Annotated in this window: 18 protein-coding genes; 8 read left to right on the forward strand and 10 right to left on the reverse strand. The window is 62.0% G+C overall.

What is annotated here, in order from left to right:
* Positions 1-81 precede the first annotated feature (81 nt).
* From LPW30_RS14200 to LPW30_RS14225, 6 genes are all read right to left on the reverse strand, one after another.
* Entirely contained in the window at positions 82-372 is a 291-nt protein-coding gene (locus LPW30_RS14200) for a sll1863 family stress response protein (RefSeq protein WP_025282520.1), read from the reverse strand.
* Positions 373-534: 162 nt separating this feature from the next.
* Positions 535-2,040 (reverse strand): peptidoglycan DD-metalloendopeptidase family protein, encoded by a 1,506-nt coding sequence (locus LPW30_RS14205; protein WP_420796941.1) that lies wholly within the window; start codon positions 2,038-2,040, stop codon positions 535-537.
* A 434-nt stretch (positions 2,041-2,474) separates the two neighbouring features.
* Positions 2,475-3,221 carry an acetoacetyl-CoA reductase gene (gene phbB, locus LPW30_RS14210; protein WP_025282522.1) on the reverse strand — a complete coding sequence of 249 codons (747 nt, stop codon included), beginning with the start codon at positions 3,219-3,221 and terminating at the stop codon, positions 2,475-2,477.
* A 56-nt stretch (positions 3,222-3,277) separates the two neighbouring features.
* Complete coding sequence (locus LPW30_RS14215; RefSeq protein ID WP_025282523.1) at positions 3,278-3,646, reverse strand: phasin family protein; 369 nt, start codon at positions 3,644-3,646, stop codon at positions 3,278-3,280.
* A 134-nt stretch (positions 3,647-3,780) separates the two neighbouring features.
* Positions 3,781-4,365 (reverse strand): polyhydroxyalkanoate synthesis repressor PhaR, encoded by a 585-nt coding sequence (gene phaR, locus LPW30_RS14220; protein ID WP_239681168.1) that lies wholly within the window; start codon positions 4,363-4,365, stop codon positions 3,781-3,783.
* A 118-nt stretch (positions 4,366-4,483) separates the two neighbouring features.
* Positions 4,484-5,671: an acetyl-CoA C-acetyltransferase gene (locus LPW30_RS14225; RefSeq protein WP_025282525.1), complete on the reverse strand. Its 1,188-nt coding sequence runs from the start codon at positions 5,669-5,671 to the stop codon at positions 4,484-4,486.
* Positions 5,672-5,993: 322 nt separating this feature from the next.
* Between LPW30_RS14225 and phaE the strand changes: the two genes are divergently transcribed.
* Positions 5,994-7,199: a class III poly(R)-hydroxyalkanoic acid synthase subunit PhaE gene (gene phaE, locus LPW30_RS14230; RefSeq protein ID WP_025282526.1), complete on the forward strand. Its 1,206-nt coding sequence runs from the start codon at positions 5,994-5,996 to the stop codon at positions 7,197-7,199.
* 14 nt (positions 7,200-7,213) lie between these two features.
* Positions 7,214-8,287, forward strand: a complete 1,074-nt coding sequence (locus LPW30_RS14235) for a class III poly(R)-hydroxyalkanoic acid synthase subunit PhaC (RefSeq protein ID WP_025282527.1) — start codon at positions 7,214-7,216, stop codon at positions 8,285-8,287.
* Between the two features lie 49 nt (positions 8,288-8,336).
* Here the strand turns inward: LPW30_RS14235 and LPW30_RS14240 are convergent, their stop codons facing one another.
* Both LPW30_RS14240 and LPW30_RS14245 read right to left on the reverse strand, forming a co-directional pair.
* Complete coding sequence (locus tag LPW30_RS14240; protein WP_239681169.1) at positions 8,337-8,747, reverse strand: NUDIX domain-containing protein; 411 nt, start codon at positions 8,745-8,747, stop codon at positions 8,337-8,339.
* A 7-nt stretch (positions 8,748-8,754) separates the two neighbouring features.
* Positions 8,755-9,147 (reverse strand): RNA-binding S4 domain-containing protein, encoded by a 393-nt coding sequence (locus LPW30_RS14245; RefSeq protein WP_239681170.1) that lies wholly within the window; start codon positions 9,145-9,147, stop codon positions 8,755-8,757.
* Between the two features lie 50 nt (positions 9,148-9,197).
* Here LPW30_RS14245 and LPW30_RS14250 point away from each other — a divergent pair, with 50 nt between their 5' ends.
* Positions 9,198-9,869: a glutathione S-transferase family protein gene (locus LPW30_RS14250; RefSeq protein ID WP_239681193.1), complete on the forward strand. Its 672-nt coding sequence runs from the start codon at positions 9,198-9,200 to the stop codon at positions 9,867-9,869.
* A gap of 36 nt (positions 9,870-9,905) precedes the next feature.
* On the opposite strand, the gene LPW30_RS14255 is transcribed toward LPW30_RS14250, so the two are convergent.
* Positions 9,906-10,358, reverse strand: coding sequence for a YcgN family cysteine cluster protein (locus tag LPW30_RS14255; RefSeq protein WP_239681171.1), 453 nt, complete (start codon positions 10,356-10,358; stop codon positions 9,906-9,908).
* 8 nt (positions 10,359-10,366) lie between these two features.
* Positions 10,367-11,047, reverse strand: coding sequence for a hypothetical protein (locus LPW30_RS14260; RefSeq protein WP_239681172.1), 681 nt, complete (start codon positions 11,045-11,047; stop codon positions 10,367-10,369).
* A 259-nt stretch (positions 11,048-11,306) separates the two neighbouring features.
* Here LPW30_RS14260 and LPW30_RS14265 point away from each other — a divergent pair, with 259 nt between their 5' ends.
* The 5 genes from LPW30_RS14265 to LPW30_RS14285 all read left to right on the forward strand — a co-directional run bounded on the left by LPW30_RS14265 (position 11,307) and on the right by LPW30_RS14285 (position 14,145).
* Entirely contained in the window at positions 11,307-11,543 is a 237-nt protein-coding gene (locus LPW30_RS14265) for a hypothetical protein (RefSeq protein ID WP_025282533.1), read from the forward strand.
* Between the two features lie 16 nt (positions 11,544-11,559).
* Complete coding sequence (locus LPW30_RS14270; protein WP_239681173.1) at positions 11,560-12,081, forward strand: hypothetical protein; 522 nt, start codon at positions 11,560-11,562, stop codon at positions 12,079-12,081.
* 109 nt (positions 12,082-12,190) lie between these two features.
* Positions 12,191-12,574, forward strand: a complete 384-nt coding sequence (gene apaG, locus LPW30_RS14275; protein ID WP_025282535.1) for a Co2+/Mg2+ efflux protein ApaG — start codon at positions 12,191-12,193, stop codon at positions 12,572-12,574.
* 78 nt (positions 12,575-12,652) lie between these two features.
* Complete coding sequence (locus LPW30_RS14280) at positions 12,653-13,315, forward strand: class I SAM-dependent methyltransferase (protein ID WP_084306913.1); 663 nt, start codon at positions 12,653-12,655, stop codon at positions 13,313-13,315.
* A complete protein-coding gene (locus LPW30_RS14285) occupies positions 13,315-14,145 on the forward strand; it encodes a symmetrical bis(5'-nucleosyl)-tetraphosphatase (protein ID WP_239681174.1) in 831 nt (276 codons plus the stop codon). The genes LPW30_RS14280 and LPW30_RS14285 overlap by 1 nt, the downstream gene beginning before the upstream one ends.
* The last annotated feature ends 2 nt before the right edge of the window (positions 14,146-14,147 follow it).

Raw genomic sequence — 14,147 nt, forward strand, 5'->3', positions numbered from 1 at the left:
AATCGGTACCTGAATACAGGGGATGAGAGCCCCTCTCCCGCCAGCGGGAGAGGGGTTGGGGTGAGGGTGGTGAGGGATCCCCTACTTGTTGAAGCGCTTCATGGCGTCCTTGAACGCCTGGCTCATGCTATCCCAGGCCGACTCCATGCCCTCCCGCATGCGATCCCAGGCATCCTCGCTGGCGTCCTGCATCTCACGAAGCTTTTGCTTGCCCTCTTCCTGCTGCTTCTTGAGTTCTTCTATCTGCTCTTTGTACTTCATTTTGGCATCTGCTTCGGCCTGCTCCGCCTTGGCAGACAGCTTGTCGATTTCGGCCTGCCATTCATCCAGCTTGGCCTGCATCTTCTGAACCCACTCGTCACGTTCACTCATCCTGTATCCCTCCGATCTGGTTTGAATGAAACATCCGGACTCTGCGGGTAGAAGAACTTTTGATCCCCGCGTTCGTCCTGACGAGGAACATAGGGGCGCGTCCGCAGGAGTGTCAAGCCTTCACACGCCATCTCAATTGAGCCGTAACGGATCGCAGGCCCTCTACATGGCCATATCGGAGAAGGGGGACATGGCCACTCTGCGAGTTTCGCCGGATTGCTTCACCTCGGCCAGCAGCGCACTGCTGATTTCCTTGAAGCGCCTGAGCTCCTCTCCAGCCAGTGAATCACTTTCTGGCAACTCGGCACGCATGGCGTCCACCGGGCGCCCGTTCACATGCAACTCGTAATGGAGATGCGGCCCGGTGCTGCGGCCCGTGTTGCCGGAGAGGGCAATGCGATCGCCTCGCTCCACCGTCTGCCCCGGTCGCACCAGGGGGCGGCTCAGGTGCAGGTAGCGAGTGGTGTACCCCTGCCCGTGTTCAATGACCAGGAAACGCCCGGCCAGGGGATGACTGTCCACACGGGTCACTCGACCGTCCGCCGGTGCCAGGATGGGCGTGCCGATGGGCATGGCGAAGTCGGTACCATGGTGGGGCGCCACGCGACCGGTCACGGGATGCCGGCGGCGGGTGTCAAAGGGTGAGCTGATACGATAATGGCCCGCAAAGGGACGACGGTCGAACGGTGGCAACAGGCCCTCGCCATCCGGGGTGTAAAAGCGACCATTGGTATGCCGAGCCGCCGTGGTGTTCAACTGCTCCCCGTTGTAATCAAAAGCCAGCAGACGCAGCTGATGGGGCTCATCCTCACCCGGGAGCGTTTCCTGTTCAACCAGCAGAGTGAAGGTGTCGCCCGTGCGAGCACGGGCGCGCACCGGCAGGTGTCGATCCAGCAATACGGCCAGCGCGCCAGCGGCCCGCCCGGACAGTTCCTGGCGCTGCGCCAGCGCGGCGGAGATACTGCCATCCACACGGGCAGTAATCACCAGGTGACTGATTTCGCCCTGGTTTTCAACCGTGCTTCGGGTGAAGTCCCAGCCATCTTCCTGCCGCTGCCACTCGGTGCCCTCAGTACGGGATGTCCAGATGCGCAGGCGGGTGAGATAGCCCTCCTCATCCGTCTGCCACTCCACACGCTGACCGTCACGCACCCGGTTGAGCACCCGTGCGTTGTCCTTGTCGTTGAGCAGGCGGTACAAGGTGGCCCGGGGTAGATCCCAGTCATTCGTCCAGAGCGCGGAGAGACGATCCCCGCGCCGCACCGTGTATTCGTTCCATGCCGGTCGTTCACCTTCCGCCGCCTCCAGTTCGAAGGATTCGTACGAAGTCGGGTTCTCCGGCGCACCCAGGTCTGTATGGATGTCATCCTGCTGAATCATGGCCGTCTGCTGCGCACGTGCGGGATTATCCAGAGAACCGGAGGGTCTGTGCAGGGCTGTCTGATCCCGGGCCGAACGGGCCACGGCCACCTGGGCGTGAGCACTGGCGCCCGCCCCTTCCACGGGCAGCGCCAGGGACTGGACCATGCGCTCGGACATGTCCGATTCGTCCACACCGAACCCGGAGAGAATCTTGGGATAAATCGCTGTGATGATGAGGCCGACGGCCAGCGCGGCCATGACGGTCTTGAAGCTTGGCGCCTTCAGACGCGATTTGGCAAACGGCATGGTGCCCCCGTTGTTCTTGGAATCAACCGTCTGGGGTCCACTTTGGGCAGCCGAATACACCGCCCCGGGCAGATCCCGACCGGAACCGCAGCACCATGGCCTGACTCTTCGGCTGCCACGTGGGTGAGCAGTCAAATACCCCAAGACAGGCCGGAGAATAACACTAAGGCCCCATGAATGAGAATAATGATCCTCAAATCAATTGCGACCAAAACCTTTTTATCAGACGACTTTCACTTTTTTGAACAAAGTTTTTCAGGTAAAGAGGCGCAGGAAGGGGAAAATTGGTCAGTGCCGCCCAGGGTCCCAACGGGAGCAGGTCCTTTGGATGCACAGAGAGAAGGCGGGGGAGGCAACGGACAACGGGCCCCATCAGGGGCCCGTTGCCGAACAGACTGGCCAACGCGGATCAGCGTCGACCGAACAACCACGGCTCAGAAGGACGTGAACAAGCCGCCATTCACCGGGAGGTTGGCACCGGTGATGTAGCCGGCGTCCTCATCACACAGCATGGCCACCGCAAAGGCGATGTCCTTGGTGCTGCCCATGCGACCTGCCGGCACCTGCGCGATGATGGCATTGCGCACATCTTCAGGCATGGCATCCGTCATGGCCGTGGCGGTGTAGCCGGGGGACACGGTATTCACGGTCACACCCTTGGCGGCAGTCTCCTGAGCGACAGCCATGGTAAAGCCGTGCATGCCTGCCTTCGCGGCCGAGTAGTTGGCCTGACCGAACTGACCCTTCTGACCATTGACGGAAGAGATATTGACGATGCGACCGAAGCCGCGGGAGGTCATGCCTTCCACCACCTGACGCGTCGTGTTGAACACGCTGTTCAGGTTGATGTTGATGACGTCCGTCCACTGCTTCTCTTCCATCTTGCGCAGGGTCTTGTCCCGAGTGATACCGGCACAATTCACCAGGATATCGATGGGACCGACGCGGGACTCCACGTCCTTGACCATCTCGGCGCAGGATTCGAAAGAGGACACGTCGCCAGAGGCGATATCCATCTCGAACCCTTCATCCTTCATCTGCTTCTGCCAGGCCTCTGCCTCGTCCTTCAGGGCAGGCAGGTAGTTGGCCACTACCTTATGGCCCTGCTGGGCCAGCTTCTTGCAGATTTCGCCACCGATACCACCGGTACCGCCGGTCACTAATGCTACTCGTTTGCTCACGATTTCAGGCTCCTAGGCTTTGGGGTTATGGCCATCAAGGCTGACGGTCACCGTGCTCAGGCAGCCTTCTTGATGCTCGTGGCCTGCTTGACGGTCTCTTCAGCGGACTTCACGGACTCGTCCATCAGCTTGGTCATGGATTCACGAGCCTCATTGAGGACATCGTGGCCATTCTTGTAGCTGGTCATCAGGGTCTGGCTGCAATCGCGGGCCAGATCGGCCTGGCCACTCAGGAGTTCCTGATAGCCCTTGGCCTTGGAGACCAGCTCAACGTTCTTCATGCTCACATCGACCATGGCCGTGGTCAAGTCCAGTTGCTGGGACAGCAGCTTTTCCAGGGCCTTCTGGTTGATGTCGTTCACCTTGCGCAGGGTGTCGAACATGGACTGGTTGGCCTTGTTGAAGGTTTCGAACATTTCATTCATGGGTCAAGCCTCCTGTTTGCTGAAAGGGGCGCGGGCTGCTTTTGCTGCACCGCGGCATTACTGCAGTGCAACATATAACCTCACTCCCCCTTCCCGTCAAGCCCAACAGCCGGCCTGAACTCCCGATTTGCGGACTAATTCCTGTTATTCGAACCCGGGGGCTTCCCACTCTTGTCCTCAGCCGACGCATCCTTGCCGCCATCCTTGCCGCCATCCTTGCCGCCGTCCTTGCCGCCGTCCTTGGCCGACTTGCCAGAGCCTTGATCCTCGTCCTTGAAGACCCTCGCGCTGAAGAACTGCCCCTGCATGTCCTTCCAGAACTCCAGGTTGCGGCGCGTCATTTCGGCCATGTCCCAGGCGGCCCGTCCACCCAGGACGTCGCGCATCCGCTCATTGAATTCCCGCTGCTGATCGGCAAAGAACTTCAGGCTGTGATCCAGGTAGTTGGAGAAGGCGCCGTGCACGGCCTCGTCGTAAAAGCGTATGAAGCGGACCAGCATCTCCGTTGTGAAAAGGGGTTCCCCCCCGGTCTCCTGCTCCGTAATGATCTGGATCAGAATGCCCCGGGTGATATCGTTGCCCGACTGGCTATCGATCACCTTCACCTCGACCCCACGCCGCACCAGTTGCTGCACATCGGCCAGGGTGACATAACGGCTCTCTTCCGTGTCGTACAGGCGCCGGTTGGGGTACTTCTTGACTATTCGCGGCTCGTTCACCGGCCTCTCCCATCTACAGATTGGTTTTGCAAAAAGACGTTGACGGGCGGCACCCGCAAGCACCGCCCGTCGTGGCGGCCACGCCGCCCTTCAATCGAGTTTGCCAGAAGGCCTGGAATCAGACGCTCTCCACCGCCAGCGCCACGCCCTGACCACCGCCAATGCACAGGGTTGCCAGACCCTTCCGGGCGCCGGTGCGCTTCATGCCATGCAGCAGGGTGACCAGCACACGAGCACCGGAGGCACCGATGGGGTGGCCAATGGCGATGGCGCCACCACTGACGTTCACCTTGGACAGGTCCCACCCCATGGTCTTGTTGACGGCAATGGCCTGAGCTGCAAAGGCCTCATTGGCTTCCACCATGTCCAGATCTGCAGGCTTCCAGCCGGCCTTTTCCAGGCACTGGGTGGCTGCCGGGATGGGGCCGGTGCCCATGATGGCCGGGTCCACACCCGCCGAGGAGAAGGACACGATGCGTGCCAGCGGGGTCAACCCCCATTCACGGGCCTTGGATTCAGACATGACGATCACGGCGGCGGCGCCGTCGTTGATGCCGGAGGCATTGCCGGCGGTCACGGTACCATCGCGACTGAAGGCGGGGCGCAGCTTGCCCAGACCTTCGGCGGTGGTGCCATGCCGGGGGAACTCGTCGGTATCGAAAGTCACGGTTTCACCCCGCTTGCGACCGGGCACCTCCACAGGAATGATCTCATCCTTGAAATGACCGGCCTTCTGGGCCGCCTCGGCCCGCTGTTGCGACTGAGCGGCAAAGGCGTCCTGCTCCTCGCGGCTGATCTTGAACTCGGTGGCCACGTTCTCGGCGGTGGTGCCCATGTGATAGTCATTGAAGGCACACCACAGGCCATCGCGGATCATGGTATCCACCATCTTCCAGTCGCCCATCTTGGTGCCCTGACGGGAGTTCGGCAGCACGTGCGGCGACGCGCTCATGTTCTCCTGACCTCCAGCGATGACGACGCCGGCATCGCCGCAGCGAATGGCCTGCCAGGCCAGTTGCACCGACTTCAGGCCGCTACCGCACACCTTATTGATGGTCATGGCCGGGGACGTATACGGGATGCCCGCCTCCACTGCTGCCTGACGGGCAGCGTTCTGGCCCACGCCGGCCTGCAGCACCTGCCCCAGGATGAGCTCATCCACCTGCTCAGGGGACATGCCCGACCGTTCCAGCAACCCCTTGATGACCAGCGCCCCCAAAGTGGAAGCGGGAATCTTCGCCAGGGAACCATTAAACGTACCAACGGGGGTGCGGGCGGCACCGACGATGACCGTGGAATCAGCCATAAATCCTCCTGCTCTGGAATCGTTATCGAAAAATTCGCAACACGACACACACCGCGCGAGCGAACATCTACAATGTTGTCGTGCACAACAGGCTGTTTATACCAGAACCGGGACGCGCGTGACCAATGAACCCACGATCGGCGCAAGTGGAATTGTTGCAGTGCACAACCAGTATGCTAATCTTGACTGACCAAGCCGGGTAAGCGTTGGGTTCCTGGCTTTTGCCGTTATGCTTGGCGACTGACCAATGGCTTCATACACTCGCAAACCCGACCCGCCGGGGCCTTTCCCGGCGATGACAGGATCCACAGGAGAACACTGAATGGCTGATTCGAACCCTTTTGCTCCCGATGAATGGCTGGATGCTCAGCGCAAGTACTGGGACGCCTGGCTGGACATGAGCCGCAAGGCCATGGGCGGCCAGAGCAACCAGCCCAATTGGCCACAGGGGCTGGATCAATGGTGGCAGATTGCCTCCCAGGGCATGCCCGGCGGCAATAATCAGATGATGGATCAGATGATGCAGATGAGCCGCAACTACTTCGCCATGGCGGAGAACTTTTACAAGGGCGCCAACGGCCAGACAGATGCCACCCAGGCCGTCACCCAGTGGCTGGACCAGATGACCAGCGCCTTCAAGAACATGGGCCTGGGGCAAGCACCGGGCAAGGACATCAACCCCTTCTGGCAGATGCCCATGGACACCTGGAGCCGCGCCGGTTCCAGCTTCATGCCCATGCCGGGCGACTTCATGCAGGCTTTGCGCCCTGCGGCACGTCCGCCCTACGGCGATGTCGTGCAGGAACAGATGGACCGTTTCCTCTCCGTGCCGGGTGTGGGTTACACCCGCGAGTCCCAGGAACAGTATCAGGACCTTGCCAAGCTGATGATGGAGTACCAGCAGGCCATGCAACAATACCAGCAGGCCTTCGCCAAGGTGGGCCTGGATTCGGTGGACCGGTTCCGCGCTCGCCTTGACGACGCTGGCCGCCAGGACACCCCCATCACCTCCATGCGCGCCCTGTACGACGAATGGGTGGATGTGAGTGAAGAGGTCTATGGCGAGTTCGTCATGTCCGAGGAATACGCCAAGGTGTATGGCGACATGGTGAACAGCCTCATGGCCGTGAAGCGCCAGGGCACCCGCCTCATGGATGAGGTCACCGAAAGCCTGAACATGCCCACCCGCCGTGAGGTGAACACCCTGCACCGTCGTCTGCAGGAAAGCCGTCGCGAGATGCATCAGATCAAGGCGGCCCTGCGCGAGATGCAGCACGAAGAGAAAAAGGAAAAGGCCAAGGCCAGTTCCAGCCGCAAGTCCTCATCAACCCGGTCCAGCGCCGCCAAATCCAGCAGCGCCGGTACACAGGAAAAGGCCGCCAGCACCCAGTCCTCGGCCAAGGCGGACAGCACCAGCACCGGTAGCTCCAGCGCGGGCAGCTCCAGCGCCAGCAACACCAGCGCATCCTCTACCGCCAAGACACCGAGTGCGAGCACCACCAAGAAGGCCGACGAGCCCAAGAAGTAAAGGAGAGACAGGACATGATCCCGATTCAGATCCGCCCCGATCAGGTGCTGGATGAGATTTCCACGTTCCAGAAGAAACTCACCACCGGTCTGCAGAACCTGGCCGAGGCCGACGACATCCCCAGTGGTGTCACGCCCAAGGAGGCCATCTATCGCGAAGACAAGCTGACCCTGTACCGTTTCCAGCCCTCCACGTCGAAGGTACAGAACCCGGTACCGGTGCTGATCGTCTACGCCCTGGTGAACCGCCCCTACATGACCGACCTGCAGGAGAACCGCTCCACGGTGCAGGGCCTGCTGGATGCCGGCATGGATGTATACCTCATCGACTGGGGCTACCCGGACCGGGCCGACCGGTTCCTGACCATGGACGACTATCTAAACGGCTATGTGGATCGCTGCGTGGACGAGATCCGCTGGCGCCATGGCGTCGACAAGGTGAACCTGCTGGGCATCTGCCAGGGTGGCACCTTCAGCCTGTGCTACAGCGCCATGAACCCCGAGAAGGTGCAGAACCTGATCACCATGGTCACTCCGGTGGACTTCCACACCCCGGGCAACATTCTCTCCCACTGGGTGAAGCATGTGGACATCGACACCCTGGTGGACACCATGGGCAACATCCCGGGTGAACTGCTCAACTGGACCTTCCTCAACCTCAAGCCCTACCAGTTGATGGGGCAGAAGTACCTGGACATGGTTGAAGTGCTGCAGGACAAGGACAAGCTGGACAACTTCCTGCGCATGGAGAAGTGGATCTTCGACAGTCCCGACCAGGCCGGTGAGACCTACCGCCAGTTCATCAAGGATTTCTACCAGCAGAACAAGCTGATGAACGGCGGGCTGCACATTGGCGATCACGAGGTGGATCTGGCCAACGTGACCATGCCCGTGCTCAACATCTTCGCCGAGCAGGATCACCTGGTGCCGCCCGACGCCTCCAAGGCCCTGGGCAAGAAGGTGGGCTCCAAGGACTACACCGAGCTGTCCTTCCCCGGTGGCCACATCGGCATCTACGTGAGTGGCAAGGCCCAGAAGATGGTGCCCCCGGCCATCGGCAAGTGGGTGGACGAGCGCACCGAGAAGTAAGCAGGCAAAGCCTGCTGAGTGGCAGCACGGGCAACACCCGCGCTGCCACTCAAGGTGTTCGCTGAGCCAGATAATCGGCCAGTATGCGAGCATGATCGAAGGCCAGCGGCACCCCTGGTGCCGCTGGATCCACCCACCTGACCGCCGCCGCGTCGTCGGCCGCCTCGGGCTCACCCCGGGCACTGGCCAGGTAGACGGCACTGACGGTATGCCCCCTGGGATCCCGCCCGGGATCCGAATACAGCCCCAGCAACCCCTCCAGACTCACCTCAAGGCCTGTTTCCTCCAGGGCCTCGCGGACGGCTGCCTGCTCCACGGTTTCCCCCACATCCACAAAGCCTCCGGGCAAGGCCCAGCCATGGGGTGGATGACGACGCTCGATCAGCAGGATGCGCGCGCCACCATCCTCGCGACGAATGATCAGATCGGCGGCAATCAGCGGTGTGACGGGTCTGGGCATGATGATCTCAGTCCTTGCCGATGAAACGGCGTATATGGCGGCGATCCCGGCGGTCCGGGCGGTGGTCGGTGTGGGGCGTGGCCAGACGTGCCAGACGCCGGGCCTCGGCCTCCTGCTCCCGTGTGGCCCGCCCTTCCGGGGTTTCTTGATACAACTGTTGTGCCTCGGCGGCCGGGCGACGCTTGTCATTGAGCCCCAGCACGTCCACGAGCCAGGTCTCCCCCGAGCGGTTGATGCGCAGGCGATCCCCCACACGCACGCTGCGGGAGGGTTTCACGCGATCGCCATTCACATGCACGCGCCCGCCACTGACCGCCTCGGCGGCCAGGGAACGCGTCTTGAAGAAACGTGCGGCCCAGAGCCATTTATCCAGGCGCACTGAAGTTGCGGGTTCGTTCATGGATTCACCTTTGCGGCTGCTAGACTGTGGTGCCACACCCAAACCCCGTGTTGCCCATGCCCTTGAAACTCATCAGCTTCGACCTGTGCCCCTTCGTGCAACGCAGCATCATCACCCTGCGGTACAAGCAAGCCCCCTACGAGATCGAATACATCGACCTGGAGAGCCCACCCGCCTGGTTCCTGGAGATTTCACCCACGGGCAAGGTGCCGATACTGGAGGTGGACGGCAACACCCATCTGTTCGAATCGGCCGTGATCAATGAGTACGTGGACGACATCACCCCGCCCAGCCTCAAACCCACCGACCCGCTCACGCTGGCCTTCAATCGAGCCTGGATCGAGTTCGGCTCGGGCGCCATCATCGACCAGTACCGGATCATGATGGCCGAGACCGAACAGGACATGGAAGACCACCTGGCCTCTGCCCTGGCCGGACTGCGCCGCCTTGAGGGGCAGTTGGGGGACGGCCCCTGGTTCAATGGCGCCGACTTCTCCCTGGTGGATGCCGCCTTCGCCCCGCTGCTGATGCGTTACCGCTTGATTAACGCCCGAGAGCCCCTGTTCGAGGAGGACGAGTTCCCACGCATCAAGGCCTGGGCAGAGCAGTTGCTGGCCCTGGATGCCGTTACCGGTTCGGTGCCCGCCGATTTCCCCGAGCGGCTGAGCCGCTATCTGGCCGGCAAGGACGGCTACGGGCCCGAGCGTTTCAGCCACCTCTAGGGGCCATGTCTCGACCCCATCGTCATGACCCGCGGTTCAGGCGGGCCACTCGACGATGTGATCCTCCCAGTCCCCGGTCATGACCTCCTCATCCACGATGCGCCCCCGCACGGAGATCCCGGCAGCATGCACGCTGTCAGGATCTCCGGTGATCAACGGGTGCCACTGGGGCAGGGGCTTGCCTTCCGCCAGCAGCCGGTAGGCGCAGGTGTGCGGTAACCAGGGGATCTGCTGCACCTCCCCGGCAGTGAGCGAGACACAGTCGGGCACCTGCCGGGCCCGGTGGGCATAATCCCCACAGCGGCACGAATGCGCATCCAGAAGGCGGCAGGCCACATCCGTGTAGTAGATTTCGTCGGTATCCTCGTCCTGGAGCTTGTGCAGGCAGCAGCGACCACAGCCGTCACACAGGGCTTCCCATTGCTGCGAGTCCATCGCCTCCAGGCTCAACTCCTCCCAGAATCGGTACCCATCCGTCGGCGCAATCATCGCCTTGCTCACGGCAGCGGCCTTTGAAGGGACTCGCCCTCCTCGATGCGGGCACGCAAATCATCGAAATTCCGGGGAGAAATGAAATGCAGGGTATCCCGTCCACGCGCCGTCAACAGGATTGCCACCCCGGTATCCGGATAAAGGTAATACTGGCGCCCATCGTCCATGAGCAGCTTCTGCGGCTCCCGGCCAAAGCGTTCCAGCACGGTCTGTTCGTCATAGCGGGCGCGCGGCACATAGGAGAGTTCGGCCACCGGCAACTCCAGGGCCCGACGGGTGTCCTGTTCCGAAAGCTCCAGTCGACGCGCGCCACTGGGCATGGGCTTGTCGTTCACCGAGCGCGCGACCATGGCGTCCAGGGTGTCCTCATCCGCCATCAGGCGCGCCAGCAGATTGGTTTCGAAGGGGCCCAGCTTCACCGAACCGAAATAGGCCTCCAGACGCCGGTCGCCATTGGGGGAGACGAACAGCCCCAGACTGGGGAAGAGTCTCAGGCGATCGCGCAATTCATTCAGCGGCGTGTGTTCCAGGGTCACGCCGAACACACTCGAATTGCCCCCATCCAGCACTTCCACGTTCCACGGCAACTCATCCTCGCTGGGCTGGGGCGGCGGCCCCGTCAACAGCATGGACAGGCCGAAAAAGGGGATGGCCAGGGCCAGGAAAATCAGGATCTTTCTAAGCATGAGGGGTTAACCGATGGTCAAGGAGAAAAACACGGCAGGCTAGATTATCACCCCCAACCAGGGAACGCAGCGGCCCACAACCCGGTCAGAGTTGGGCAGATGCCTTTGGCTTGCCACGTCAGGAGGATATCGTTCCGGCAACGGCCAACCCAACGGTGGCGCTTGACCGCCGGACGGGCTGCATGGACGCTGTGTATCTTCTATACTTGGTAGTAAGCACGGATGTAACAGCATCAATGCACATTTTTACGAGGAGGCCATGACCGTCTCAATCACATCCGGTTACGCACTGTCGGGAATTCAGTCCGGCATGCAGGGGTTGCGCAGCAATGCAGCCGAGATCGCCAGCGCCGACAATCTCAGCGGCCAGGGCACTCGGGGCGTGGCACAGCCTCTGGTGGAGCAGCGCCTTAACGCCAATCAGGTGGAGGCCTCCGCCAAGGTCCTGCAAACGGAGAACCAGATGCTTGGCACACTGATTGATATGAAGGTCTAGGCAAGAGGTGGATACCATGAACGTCAACATGCCCGCATTCAACCCGGTGATGCCCGCCACCACCAACGCGGTGATGCCGACGCCGACCGACCGCCTGGAAGGCGGGGGCACCGCTGTGGAGATGGAAACCACGCGCCCGGTCTCGGACGCCCGGCAAACCGAACAGGGGAACGCCAACCCGGGGCAGAACACGACACAGAATCCTCCGGAAGCCACCAATGATCAGGCCGTGGTTGAGCGCAGTGATGCCGAACTCGCAGCCCAGGCCCGCCTGGAGGCGGCTCCTCGCGAAGGCACCCCGACACCTGAAGGTTTCGGGGCGGATCAGGCCGGCCTGAGCCAGGGGGCTGCCAACGAAGCACCTCAGGCTCAGCCCAGTGAGACTCAGGGCGGCCAACGGGGCCCGGACAACGCGGCCGGCCGACCCGATGCTGAACAGATGGCCTCACGACAACAGCAGGAAGATCTGCAAAGAGCTTTCGATGTGGCCAGCACCCAGGCCCAGGGCGCTCAGAGCACCGTGAACGAAATGGTCTGACGGACACCCTCCCCGGCTGGACCGATGGCCGCCCCCGCACATGCGGGTGGCGGCTTTTTTTGTGATACCTTGGGACATCCCCAATCCAGGCTGGAGGCTTCCCCGTACCATGCCGGCAAGCAGCGAACACCCGATCCGGGTCGATGTAAAGAGCACCTATGTGGAATCCCAGTCCGACCCCATGCACGGACGGTTTGTCTTCGCCTACACGGTGACCATCCACAACCAGGGCCAACAACCCGCCAAGCTGATCAGCCGCCACTGGATCATCCACGACTCCAACGGCAAGGTGCAGGAGGTGCGCGGAGAGGGCGTGGTGGGTGAACAACCCCATCTGCAGCCGGGCCAGGGCTTCAAATATACCAGTGGCGCCATGATCGAGACGCCGGTGGGCACCATGCAGGGCAGTTACCGGATGGTTGGAGACGATGGTGTGGAGTTCGATGCCCCCATTCCCTCCTTCACCCTGTCGGTCCCTCGCGTATTGCACTGACCCTTGACCCTACTTTAGACAGGGAGATTCACCAGGACTACAATCGGCAAGGTCAAACCCCAACCACAGGCAATCCACATGCGCATTCCATACACCATCTGGGCCCCCATCTACGATCGTGTTGTCGAAAAACCCACTCTCAACGTCCGGCGGCGCAGTCTGGAAAGACTAGGCAACGTGGAGGGTCAAACCATCCTGATTGTCGGCCTTGGCACGGGCCTGGACCTGCCGCACCTACCCCAGGGAGCCGATTACCATGGCCTTGACCTGACCCCCGCGATGCTGAAAAAGGCCGAGGAACGCGCCGCCAACCTGAATCTCTCCATCAACATGCGCCAGGGCAACGCCATGGACCTGCCCTACGAAGATGAAAGTTTCGATGTGGTGATCCTGCACACCATCCTGGCCGTGGTTTCCAAGCCCCATCTGGCCCTGGCCGAAGCCTCCCGGGTGCTCAAGCCTGGCGGCCGCATCCTGATCATGGACAAGTTCCTCAAGCCTGGCGAGAGCGCCCCCTTCCGCCGCCTGCTGGGCCTGGTATCCGGGCCGGTGGCCTCCCGCACCGACGTGGTCTTCGAGTCCCTGATGAAAAAGCGCAAGGAACTCAAGGTTCTGGAAGATAGCCCGGCCATGATGCGCGGCTGGTTCCGGCATATCACCCTGGAAAAACCCGCCACAGGGGAAACCACTCCCGAAACGGCACCTGAGCCCGCCGCGACCCAGGACAATCCGGCCGCGTAATGGCGCTGTATGCCGTCGGCGACCTGCAGGGCTGTCTTGACCCCCTGAAACGCCTCCTGGACCGGGTTGACTTCGACCCGGCCCAGGACCGGCTCTGGCTGGTGGGTGACCTGGTCAATCGGGGACCCGAGTCCCTCGCATGCCTGCGTTTCGTGCGGAACCTGGGCGATGCAGCCGTCAGCGTTCTGGGAAACCATGACCTGCACCTCCTGGCCATCCATGCCGGCCTGCACAAGCCCCGTCGCAAGGACACCGTCCAGTCCATTCTGGACAGCCCGGATCGCGAGGAACTGATGGAATGGCTGCGCCACCGGCCGGTCCTCCATCACGACGCCTCATTGGGCTGGACCATGGTGCATGCCGGCCTGCCACCCCAATGGGATCTGGAGACGGCCCTGGCCTGCGCCGATGAGCTCCACCAGGTTTTGCGTGGCCCCGAGCACACCCGACTGCTGCAGCGCATGTACGGCGACCAGCCGGATCGCTGGGATCCCGCCCTCACCGGCTGGTCACGACTCAGATTCATCACCAACAGCTTCACCCGGATGCGCTATTGCACCCGGGATGGGCGCCTGGACATGGACTACAAGGGCGCCCCGGGCAAACAACCTGCGCACCTGGTCCCCTGGCACGCCGTGGAGGGTCGTCTTACCCGCGACCATCGTCTGGTGGTGGGCCACTGGTCCACCCTGGGTTACCGTTTCGAGCACAACGTGCTCTCACTGGACACGGGCTGCATCTGGGGCGGCAAGATGACCCTGGCACGCCTGGATACCCCGGAGCCGGAAGTCAGCCAGCTGCGCTGCCCCACACACCAGCCGCCGGGATGATC

It is taken from the genome of Ectothiorhodospira variabilis (assembly GCF_022227625.1).
GTDB lineage: Bacteria > Pseudomonadota > Gammaproteobacteria > Ectothiorhodospirales > Ectothiorhodospiraceae > Ectothiorhodospira > Ectothiorhodospira haloalkaliphila.

Bases quoted from the DNA above. Each gene is read 5' to 3' on its own strand.
- LPW30_RS14200 (WP_025282520.1), bottom strand. From the start codon at position 372: ATGAGTGAACGTGACGAGTGGGTTCAGAAGATGCAGGCCAAGCTGGAT.
- LPW30_RS14205 (WP_420796941.1), bottom strand. From the start codon at position 2,040: ATGCCGTTTGCCAAATCGCGTCTGAAGGCGCCAAGCTTCAAGACCGTC.
- LPW30_RS14215 (WP_025282523.1), bottom strand. From the start codon at position 3,646: ATGAATGAAATGTTCGAAACCTTCAACAAGGCCAACCAGTCCATGTTC.
- LPW30_RS14225 (WP_025282525.1), bottom strand. From the start codon at position 5,671: ATGGCTGATTCCACGGTCATCGTCGGTGCCGCCCGCACCCCCGTTGGT.
- phaE (WP_025282526.1), top strand. From the start codon at position 5,994: ATGGCTGATTCGAACCCTTTTGCTCCCGATGAATGGCTGGATGCTCAG.
- LPW30_RS14235 (WP_025282527.1), top strand. From the start codon at position 7,214: ATGATCCCGATTCAGATCCGCCCCGATCAGGTGCTGGATGAGATTTCC.
- LPW30_RS14240 (WP_239681169.1), bottom strand. From the start codon at position 8,747: ATGCCCAGACCCGTCACACCGCTGATTGCCGCCGATCTGATCATTCGT.
- LPW30_RS14245 (WP_239681170.1), bottom strand. From the start codon at position 9,147: ATGAACGAACCCGCAACTTCAGTGCGCCTGGATAAATGGCTCTGGGCC.
- LPW30_RS14255 (WP_239681171.1), bottom strand. From the start codon at position 10,358: ATGATTGCGCCGACGGATGGGTACCGATTCTGGGAGGAGTTGAGCCTG.
- LPW30_RS14260 (WP_239681172.1), bottom strand. From the start codon at position 11,047: ATGCTTAGAAAGATCCTGATTTTCCTGGCCCTGGCCATCCCCTTTTTC.
- LPW30_RS14265 (WP_025282533.1), top strand. From the start codon at position 11,307: ATGACCGTCTCAATCACATCCGGTTACGCACTGTCGGGAATTCAGTCC.
- LPW30_RS14270 (WP_239681173.1), top strand. From the start codon at position 11,560: ATGAACGTCAACATGCCCGCATTCAACCCGGTGATGCCCGCCACCACC.
- apaG (WP_025282535.1), top strand. From the start codon at position 12,191: ATGCCGGCAAGCAGCGAACACCCGATCCGGGTCGATGTAAAGAGCACC.
- LPW30_RS14280 (WP_084306913.1), top strand. From the start codon at position 12,653: ATGCGCATTCCATACACCATCTGGGCCCCCATCTACGATCGTGTTGTC.
- LPW30_RS14285 (WP_239681174.1), top strand. From the start codon at position 13,315: ATGGCGCTGTATGCCGTCGGCGACCTGCAGGGCTGTCTTGACCCCCTG.